This is a genomic window from Streptococcus sp. A12 (assembly GCF_905372335.1).
Taxonomy (GTDB): domain Bacteria; phylum Bacillota; class Bacilli; order Lactobacillales; family Streptococcaceae; genus Streptococcus.
The window spans coordinates 1-8,495 of record NZ_CAJPOU010000050.1 but is presented as its reverse complement, the minus strand read 5'-3'; the positions used below and the strand labels follow the sequence as shown (position 1 = coordinate 8,495).

11 protein-coding genes and 1 pseudogene are annotated in these 8,495 nt (G+C 42.0%); 2 read left to right on the top strand and 10 right to left on the bottom strand.

Going from position 1 to position 8,495, the window contains the following annotated elements; genetic code table 11:
* From QZ158_RS06775 to rlmD, 10 genes and pseudogenes are all read right to left on the bottom strand, one after another.
* On the bottom strand, nucleotides 1-400 hold a 400-nt coding region (locus tag QZ158_RS06775; protein WP_293886951.1), incomplete at its 3' end, for a class I tRNA ligase family protein.
* Nucleotides 401-411: 11 nt separating this feature from the next.
* Nucleotides 412-1,218 (bottom strand): hypothetical protein, encoded by an 807-nt coding sequence (locus QZ158_RS06770; RefSeq protein ID WP_293886949.1) that lies wholly within the window; start codon nucleotides 1,216-1,218, stop codon nucleotides 412-414.
* Nucleotides 1,219-1,283: 65 nt separating this feature from the next.
* Nucleotides 1,284-1,853, bottom strand: a complete 570-nt coding sequence (locus tag QZ158_RS06765) for a GNAT family protein (RefSeq protein ID WP_293886947.1) — start codon at nucleotides 1,851-1,853, stop codon at nucleotides 1,284-1,286.
* Nucleotides 1,840-2,253, bottom strand: a pseudogene (locus QZ158_RS06760) (flavin reductase family protein); the annotation flags it as partial. The pseudogene QZ158_RS06760 and the gene QZ158_RS06765, both read right to left, overlap by 14 nt.
* A complete protein-coding gene (locus tag QZ158_RS06755) occupies nucleotides 2,246-2,821 on the bottom strand; it encodes a GNAT family protein (protein ID WP_156676143.1) in 576 nt (191 codons plus the stop codon). The gene QZ158_RS06755 and the pseudogene QZ158_RS06760, both read right to left, overlap by 8 nt.
* 261 nt (nucleotides 2,822-3,082) lie before the next feature.
* Nucleotides 3,083-3,430 carry a helix-hairpin-helix domain-containing protein gene (locus QZ158_RS06750; RefSeq protein ID WP_293886944.1) on the bottom strand — a complete coding sequence of 116 codons (348 nt, stop codon included), beginning with the start codon at nucleotides 3,428-3,430 and terminating at the stop codon, nucleotides 3,083-3,085.
* A gap of 181 nt (nucleotides 3,431-3,611) precedes the next feature.
* Nucleotides 3,612-3,866 carry a DUF1912 family protein gene (locus QZ158_RS06745; protein ID WP_006596820.1) on the bottom strand — a complete coding sequence of 85 codons (255 nt, stop codon included), beginning with the start codon at nucleotides 3,864-3,866 and terminating at the stop codon, nucleotides 3,612-3,614.
* 2 nt (nucleotides 3,867-3,868) lie between these two features.
* A complete protein-coding gene (locus QZ158_RS06740) occupies nucleotides 3,869-5,215 on the bottom strand; it encodes a DUF438 domain-containing protein (protein WP_293886942.1) in 1,347 nt (448 codons plus the stop codon).
* Nucleotides 5,215-5,448, bottom strand: a complete 234-nt coding sequence (locus tag QZ158_RS06735; protein WP_006596822.1) for a DUF1858 domain-containing protein — start codon at nucleotides 5,446-5,448, stop codon at nucleotides 5,215-5,217. The genes QZ158_RS06740 and QZ158_RS06735 overlap by 1 nt, the downstream gene beginning before the upstream one ends.
* 128 nt (nucleotides 5,449-5,576) lie before the next feature.
* Nucleotides 5,577-6,935 (bottom strand): 23S rRNA (uracil(1939)-C(5))-methyltransferase RlmD, encoded by a 1,359-nt coding sequence (gene rlmD, locus QZ158_RS06730; RefSeq protein WP_293886939.1) that lies wholly within the window; start codon nucleotides 6,933-6,935, stop codon nucleotides 5,577-5,579.
* Nucleotides 6,936-7,092: 157 nt separating this feature from the next.
* Here rlmD and recX point away from each other — a divergent pair, with 157 nt between their 5' ends.
* Nucleotides 7,093-7,869: a recombination regulator RecX gene (gene recX, locus QZ158_RS06725; RefSeq protein ID WP_293886937.1), complete on the top strand. Its 777-nt coding sequence runs from the start codon at nucleotides 7,093-7,095 to the stop codon at nucleotides 7,867-7,869.
* 87 nt (nucleotides 7,870-7,956) lie between these two features.
* Nucleotides 7,957-8,490 (top strand): DUF402 domain-containing protein, encoded by a 534-nt coding sequence (locus QZ158_RS06720; protein WP_154852127.1) that lies wholly within the window; start codon nucleotides 7,957-7,959, stop codon nucleotides 8,488-8,490.
* The last annotated feature ends 5 nt before the right edge of the window (nucleotides 8,491-8,495 follow it).

Here is an 8,495-nt window from a genome sequence, read left to right as displayed (position 1 = left end):
TGCCCCATTGTTCCTTGATAGTAGTGGCATATTCGTCTTTCCATTCCCAGACTTTGTCGAGGAATTTCTCACGACCAAGGTCGTAACGACTGATACCCTCACCACGCAAGCGCTCCTCAACCTTAGCCTGAGTGGCAATCCCGGCGTGGTCCATACCAGGAAGCCAAAGTGTATCAAAACCTTGCATGCGTTTTTGACGGATGATGATATCTTGCAAAGTTGTATCCCAAGCGTGACCAAGGTGAAGTTTACCTGTAACGTTTGGTGGTGGTATAACGATCGAATAAGGCTTAGCCTTTTGATCGCCTGAAGGCTTGAAAACATCTTCGTCAAGCCATTTTTGGTAACGACCAGCCTCAACTTCAGCTGGATTGTATTTAGGTGAAAGTTCTTTAGACATGTGTGTTCTCCTTAATTTAAATTGTTTTTAATATAATCAATTAGGTTCATATAATTTTCTTCCTCACTATTAGTATTTATAAAAATTTTGAATTCTATACTCATTATTAATACTGATATCAAAAGTGTGACAAGAGAACTATTTAAATCCATTTTTACACGAGGGATTACCCAATATAATAGCCCTTCTATACTATAATACATAGATAGAGAAAGTAGCATAATATAAATATTATTACGTATAAGCTTTTTTTTAAAATTCCTAGTAACTTTTTCAAGAAAGAATATACCAGCTACCATAATATAAGAGGATATCGCAAGAACTATACTTTGACTTAAATCGTTTATTTTAAAGAGTATTAAGAGAGAATTGGATAAAGAGCCGATAATAAGAATAAAGTATACAAAACTATTAAAAACATCGACTTTTATTTCACGTTTTGATCTTTCCCAATCATATTTTAAAAGTATTTCTAGATATTTAGTTAATAATTTTACACTTTGATTAGAATAATCAAAATTATCAACCAACTCCCAAATATGGCCATCATTCATGTAAAAGTTATATCTATCTTCTTTAGAGATATATCTCCCATACGGATTTAGCTGTGTTTCAAGTCTTTTTATTGCAGAAGTTCGATTATTTCCACCTAATAAATCAACTATAATTGACTTAATTTCTCTCCTCCACTCTGAACGCTCTTTAGTTATAAAATCAAGTTTATTCTTTTTGCTACTATTTATGAAGGTTAAAAATGCACTTAGGACAGCTCCTATACCAGCTCCACTGATCAAAGTAATAATCTGGCTTGTTTCCAATTTTTCACCTCGCTTTCGAAATTCTTTAATAAGTCCCAACTGTTCGAAATTATCGAACAGTTCAACTAACAGTTATTACCGTCCTCCCACTCACTCCTCAGCAAGCCATATCTCAAATCGTCACAGCGGTTGCCTTGGGTATCCTTGCGGTCTCTTATGCGAGCTTCAAGGGTGAAACCAAGCTTCTCAGCGACTCGTTGACTTTGGAGATTGTAGCCAAAGCAAGACAATTCTATCTTATGAAGCTCCAGTTCTTTAAAAGCTAAACCAATCAAAACACGCGCTGCTTCAGGCACATAGCCTCGACCCCAATAGTCTGGATGCAAGGTATAGCCAATTTCCAGCACATCGTCTTCGTGGCGATGGTTGAAATCAACAGAGCCGATAACCTTATCTGTTCCTTTTACGACAATGCCATAGCCAGCTGGGAGATTGTCCTTTTCATTACGCTCAGGAAGGATATGCTCCAGATAATAAATCTCATCTTCCAAGGTCTTGACAGGTAGAAAACCTGCTGGGTAAGAAACTTCTGGAAGACTGGTGTAAGCATGGATATCCTCAGCATCCTCCACGGTACGGACTCGTAAGACTAGACGCTCGGTTTCGATTCGTTCTGGCAGTTCAGCTCTTGTCATTCTTCCTCCTCGCTTTCTTGATAAAGCTCCCCATGGGATCGACTCGGTCATCTAGATAGCGGTAAACGCGCTGATGGCCGTCCCCCATAAAGTAAGTCGGCGCAAAACGGTCATTTTTAAAATGCCCCTTGTCATCTAAGAGCTCTGGATCAGCCAGTCGCTCAAGAATCTTAGCAAAGATATGACAGATGCCATCTTCCTCGATAATCCGATCCACCTGGTAATCTAATGCGACTGGACAAGCCTTCAAAATCGGAGTCTGAGTCCGTTCAGAAATCTCGTAGTCAAGCCCTAGGTGTTTCAATTTCTCCCGATGGCTAATAAAACCAGCCTGCTCCATCTCCATCATAAAGTTTTCATCAGGGATGTTGACGATGAACCGTTGATAATGCTTAATCCGCCTCCCACTCATTCCTCAGCAATCCATAAGCCAACTCTGCACAGCGATTGCCTTGTGCATCTTTGCGGTCTCTGATGCGAGCTTCAAGGGTGAAACCAAGCTTCTCAGCAACTCGCTGACTTTGTTTATTGTAATCAAAACATCGAATTTCAACCTTGTGGAGTTTAAGGACGGTAAAAGCAACTTCTATCAAAGCACTAACAGCTTCTGGCACATAGCCCTTCCCCCAATAATCTGGATGCAGGAGGTAGCCAATTTCAAAAACATCGTCCTCATGACGGTGATTGAAGTCACAAGAGCCAATGACTCGGTCATCCCCCTTAACTGTAATGCCATAGCCAGACGGAAGTTCCTTCTTTTTTAAATTTTCAAAATAGCGATTTTCAAAATAGTCACGCTCTGCTTCCAAGCTATCTACAGGAGGAAATCCAGCTGGATAACAGACTTCAGGCAGACCAGCATAAGCAAACATATCCTCTACATCATCTGCCGTTCGCTGACGCAATATCAAACGCTCAGTTTCCAACCTTGGCAAGTCTTTACCATTATAAGATTCAAGAAGTTTCATTCAAATCTCCTTTCCGAAACATAAAAATAATCCCTTCCTAGTCAGACTAGAAAGGGACGAATGTATTTATCCGCGGTACCACCCAATTTCGGGCAGAGCCCGCAACTTTGTTTATTTCATTTTCATCCATTAGCAACCAGTTTTGACACATTTGTGGACTTCTCAGCACCGCCACTTTCTGTAAAACGTGGAATTCAAAACACCTCTAACAGGTTCATTTTATCAAGTTTTCCCGGAAATAGCAAGAAATCACAAAAGCGATTATTTAAACTTGACACCAAGTTCTTGCAATTTTTTGATAGTTGCTGGGCCGATTCCTTTAAGGGCCAACAACTCTTTCTCTGTCCAGTTTGCGAAGTCCGCAACAGAGCGAATACCTTCATCATAGAATGTTTGCGCACGATCAAGTGCCACACCTTCCAAGCTTGCAGCGAATTCTTCCACTGAAGAAGCTACTTGTTTCACTTCTTTCGCTACTGCTTTTGCTGCTTTCTCAACCTTTTTAGGTGCCTCTTTAACAGCTGCTCCTACAGTTGCGACAGCTTTTTTCAAAAGATGTCTATTTTGATGTTTGTATTGTTTCGCACGGTTAACGTTCTTCTTTGCCATTTTTCCTCCTACGTATCCAGTGATCAATCCCTAAGGCAACAAGGTTTCATCACCAATATTACTTTCGATAATTCGTTGACGTCTGTTCAACTTTTTTATTGTAACACAATCCCTCGAAAAATCAAGTCATTGCACTATTTTCAGCCAAATCCAGCTAGTCAAAGGCTTTCACAGAGAGCCTTTAATAGGTTCTCTCTCCAAACAAGCCATCTGGAAGATCGTGGAACCCTTTCCCCTCATGGTAGTTAGCAAACTTCCCTTGAAGGAATTGATAGGCATCCAAGCGACTCTCGTAGCGGATCATAGCTTCCTTGGCCCGCTCGTCTTGATCCTCTTCATAGACCTTCTTGCTTTCTGTCAGGGCCATCTCATTGATCATGACCTGAGTCTTGATCCAGGCCTCAAATTCTTTCATAAATTCTTTTTCGTAGCTCATTCTTACTCCAATCCTCTATAAAATTCACTATCAATCTCCCGATAAGGTTGGATATCCTGGACATATTCCAAGACACCTTGAAAATCTCCTGCTTCATCACGCACTGCCGCATAAGTGACATGGACAAATTTCCCACGTGATTCGGATTTGAACCACATTTCGTACTTGTCTTTTTTCCCTTCTCGAAGCCCCTGCATGATGGCTTTGACCTTCTCCAAGTATTTTGGCGGGTGACACAGCTCAACATTGCGTCCTACCTGCGACGGTGTCCGTTTGAAGATCATCTCCTCAAAAGGCGCTGCATCATTGTAATATTGGAAAATATCATCCTTATTGACAAAAGTGATCTCCATCGGTAGATGGTTCAAGATCAAATTTGCCTGCTCCACCGATAAAAATCCATGGCCAAAAGCTTGTGGTTGCTGACGGTCGAAGCTCTCTTCTTTTTTCTTAGGCGTGAAGGTAATGGTCAATTGTCCCTCAGGAGTCTCAATGACCTGACGGTGCTCGCCTCCATTTGAAGAAGGAAGGGCCTCACCTGAACTTTCTGACTCTATTGCTCCTTCTTCCTTGAAGTCCACACGTTTCGGCACCCATTTCTCACTCGGAATGATAATGGCATAGCCATAGGCATCACTTTCTTCCGCGATGGATAGCCAATCATCCTGGCTAAAAGCCTCCAGTAAAATCATCAAGAGGATGGATTCTTCCTTGAAGATCATAGCCTCAAACTCTTGCGCAAAGGCTTCAAAGCGCTCTTTGACTTCAGAAATACCAGAACTTGGTAGTTTCTTGGCTACGTCCATAGCTTTCGCAAAGAGTTCTCGAATTTGGTCATCCACTCCCCACATGACTTTGGGAGGGGAATCATGCCCATAGCGCTCCATAATCGGAAACATCAACTCTTCCTTGCGACGATAATGCCGATCAAATTGACCCACCAAGCCCAGCTGACGCAAGAGTCCTTTCTGAATCTCCTGGATCATATCAGGATCCTCTGTCGTCTCATAATTATCCAGCAAGCGACGGACCCGCATCATAGCGGCTCGAAGGGCTAGGTTCTCCTGTTTAAAAATCTGAACTGGATGGCCTGGATGGTCTGTATCTGCCACTTCGACCCCTTGTACAGCGTTCTTAAAAAGATTGGCGTGGACATCGCATAGCTCCATGACATCCTCAAAGGTGATACCTGCATCGGAGTTCATCAGTTCATGCTCCATGAGGGAAATCTCAATCGCAGACACCCCGCTAAAGGTCGCATCAAAGCGCTCTTGTACTGACTCAGGAGAAGCTCCATGATGAAGCTCTAATAAGATGTCTCTCAAGACATGAATTCGTTCATCACTCATTAGTCTAGCCCCACTACTTCATAGCCATTGGCCTCTAGTGTTCGTACAATCTTCTCCATAGGAGTGCCTTCTAATTTTGATCCTTGTTTCAAGGAAACCTTGCGCCCAACTGTATTGCGCATAATCGGATTGGCTAAGGGTTTGAAGCCCAACTCCACCAACAAGTCCAATACTTCCGGATGTTGATCAATGACTTGAGCAACGGGAATCGATACATCAATTTTATTGTCCATCTTTCACTCTCACATTCTTCTCTCATCTAAGATCTTCGGAATCTAACGCTCCTCCTGGGAAAGCTCTTCGGCTCTCTAATTGGCCTTCTCATACATGATTTCCCAAATATCCATTGTTGATTCCTACTCTATTTGGCTTTCTTGACTAATTTCACCACAGCCTCTGTCCGAGCTGTATGGGGAAACATATCCACTGACTGGATGTAGACGACATTATACACCTTGGTCAAGTCCACGAGGTCCCGCGCCAGGGTGGAAACATTGCAAGAAACGTAAACCATCTTTTGAGGGGCATAGCGCAACAAGGTGTCAATCAATTGAACCCCCAGTCCTGTCCGTGGTGGATCCACAATGACTGCATCTGCCCGATAGCCTTCCTTGTACCAACGAGGAATAATTTCCTCAGCCGTCCCAGCTTCATAGTGGGTATTAGTAAATCCCATCTGCTTAGCATTATACTTGGCATCCTCAATCGCTTCAGGGATAATGTCCATCCCCCGGACACTCTTGACCTTGTCCGCAAAGGCAAAACCAATGGTCCCTACCCCGCAATAGGCATCAATCAAATGATCCTCTGGTGATACATCCAATGCCTTGACAGCTTCACTATAGAGGACTTCTGTCTGCTCAGGATTTAACTGGTAAAAGGCCCGAGGAGACAAGGAAAATTCATAATCCAAGACCCCTTCTCGAATGGTCTCCTGTCCCCAAATAATCTGTGTCTTCTCTCCATAGATCTCGCTGGATTTGGAGGTATTCAGATTGACTGCCACCGTCACAATTTCAGGGTGTTTTTCTACCAAATCCGCGACCAAGTCTGTTAAATTAATCTGCCGACTCGTCACCACGATCATTTGGATCTGTCCAGTCTTACGAGCCCGGCGCACCATGATGGTTCGAACTCCCAATTGCTTCCGATCATCTGAAATCGGAATCTGGTAGTAGGTCAATAACTCCGCTACATGATTAGCGATTTCCTGAATGACCGGATCCTGGACCAGACAGTCCCTTAATTCCACCAAATAATGGGAATTTTGAGCGTACAAACCAGCCTTGACCTGCCCCTTAAATTTACGCGTCTGAAATTGAAGTTTGGCCCGATAATACTGTGGTTTTTCCATCCCAAGCGTCGGACGGATCAGATAATTTTCATACCCCTTAGGAGCATATTTTTTCAAGGCCTGCTGCAGCAAGTCCGTTTTGAACTCCAACTGCTTACTGTACTTCAGATGCATAATCTGGCAGCCCCCGCAGGTCTCATAGATATCACAGGTTGGCGTTACCCGATACTTGGAAGCCTTGTTGACGGACAAGAGCTTGGCTTCTGCGAAGTTCTTCCGAATCGCAGTAATTTGGCAAAAAACATCTTCGCCCTTTAAGGCCCCTGGCACAAAGACCAAGGTTTTCTTGTAAAAGCCAATCCCTTCTCCATTAATTCCCATTCGCTTGATTTTCAAAGGAATTCTTTGTTTAACTTTTAGATTCATATGTCTATTATACCATGTAGTTTCTCATTCGTTTAGAATATGATAGAATTGAAAAGAAAAACAAAGAATTACAAACATTTCTCAATAAGAATACGAATAATATAGAGAGAAAGATTAATCATAACCCAAAATAAAATCGAAACGAAACAGGAATCCTATGAAAATTACCAAATTAGAAAAGAAAAAACGACTCTACCTTCTAGAGCTGGATCAAGCCGAATCCCTCTACATTACAGAAGACACCATCGTCCGCTTCATGCTCTCACGAGACAAGGAAATTAGCCAGGAAGAACTCAAGGAAATCCAAACTTTTGCTCAGCTTTCCCATGCTAAGAATTTAGCCCTTTATCACCTTTCTTTCAAAGCCCGTACAGCTCGCGAAGTTCGTGACTACTTAGCCAAGCATGAAATCAACGAATCAACTATTGAAACCGTCATAAACACCTTGAAAGAAGACAAGTGGATCGACGACTTGGCCTATACTCGGGCTATCTTTCAATCCAATCACCTCTCAGGTGACAAGGGACCCTATCTCCTCAAGCAAAAACTCATTCAAAAAGGAGTCTCTTCCCACTATATAGATCAGATCACCTCAGAATTTGATTTTTCCGAGGTAGCTCAACGAACTGCCAAAAAATTAGCCAAACAATACGCTAAAAAACTTCCACCACGAGCCTTAAAAGATAAAATCACACAAAATCTTATCAATAAAGGCTTCAGTTATGAAGTTGCCAAGCAAGCCTATCACCAGTTGGATATCGAGCCAGATGAAGAACAAACACTCGACCTGATTATGAAGGAACTGGAAAAACAGCACCAGAAATACTCACGAAAATATGAGGGCTACGATCTCAAACAACGCCTCACCCAAGCTCTTGCTCGCAAAGGCTACGACTACTCTGACATTTCTACAGCTCTTCGCGAATTCCTTTAAATAAAAATTCACATGAAAATCCCTTATTTTCATGAAAATATGATACAATATAGAGGATATACTTAGATTGTAGAAAGTTGGTAAGTTATGAAACTACCTAAAGAAGGCGACTTTATTACAATTCAAAGTTATAAACATGATGGAAGTCTCCACCGAACGTGGCGAGACACCATGGTACTAAAAACTACGGAAAACGCACTGATCGGCGTCAATGATCATACTCTCGTTACAGAGAGCGATGGTAGAAGATGGATTACCAGAGAGCCAGCAATCGTCTACTTTCATAAGAAGTACTGGTTCAATATCATCGCTATGATCCGCGATAATGAAGTGTCCTACTATTGTAATCTAGCCAGTCCATTTTATATGGATCAGGAGGCACTAAAGTATATTGATTATGATCTTGATGTCAAAGTCTTTCCTGGTGGTGAAAAGAAACTGCTGGACGTAGAAGAATACGAACAGCACAAACGCAAAATGAACTATTCAGATGACATTGACTTTATCCTAAAAGAAAATGTCAAAATCCTTGTAGATTGGATCAACAATCAATTAGGTCCTTTCTCTGAGGAATACATCAAAATTTGGTACAACCGTTATGTTGAACTGCGAAATAAATAAAGTTG

Bases quoted from the DNA above. Each gene is read 5' to 3' on its own strand.
- QZ158_RS06765 (WP_293886947.1), bottom strand. From the start codon at position 1,853: ATGACAAGAGCTGAACTGCCAGAACGAATCGAAACCGAGCGTCTAGTC.
- QZ158_RS06755 (WP_156676143.1), bottom strand. From the start codon at position 2,821: ATGAAACTTCTTGAATCTTATAATGGTAAAGACTTGCCAAGGTTGGAA.
- QZ158_RS06750 (WP_293886944.1), bottom strand. From the start codon at position 3,430: ATGGCAAAGAAGAACGTTAACCGTGCGAAACAATACAAACATCAAAAT.
- QZ158_RS06745 (WP_006596820.1), bottom strand. From the start codon at position 3,866: ATGAGCTACGAAAAAGAATTTATGAAAGAATTTGAGGCCTGGATCAAG.
- QZ158_RS06740 (WP_293886942.1), bottom strand. From the start codon at position 5,215: ATGAGTGATGAACGAATTCATGTCTTGAGAGACATCTTATTAGAGCTT.
- QZ158_RS06735 (WP_006596822.1), bottom strand. From the start codon at position 5,448: ATGGACAATAAAATTGATGTATCGATTCCCGTTGCTCAAGTCATTGAT.
- rlmD (WP_293886939.1), bottom strand. From the start codon at position 6,935: ATGAATCTAAAAGTTAAACAAAGAATTCCTTTGAAAATCAAGCGAATG.
- recX (WP_293886937.1), top strand. From the start codon at position 7,093: ATGAAAATTACCAAATTAGAAAAGAAAAAACGACTCTACCTTCTAGAG.
- QZ158_RS06720 (WP_154852127.1), top strand. From the start codon at position 7,957: ATGAAACTACCTAAAGAAGGCGACTTTATTACAATTCAAAGTTATAAA.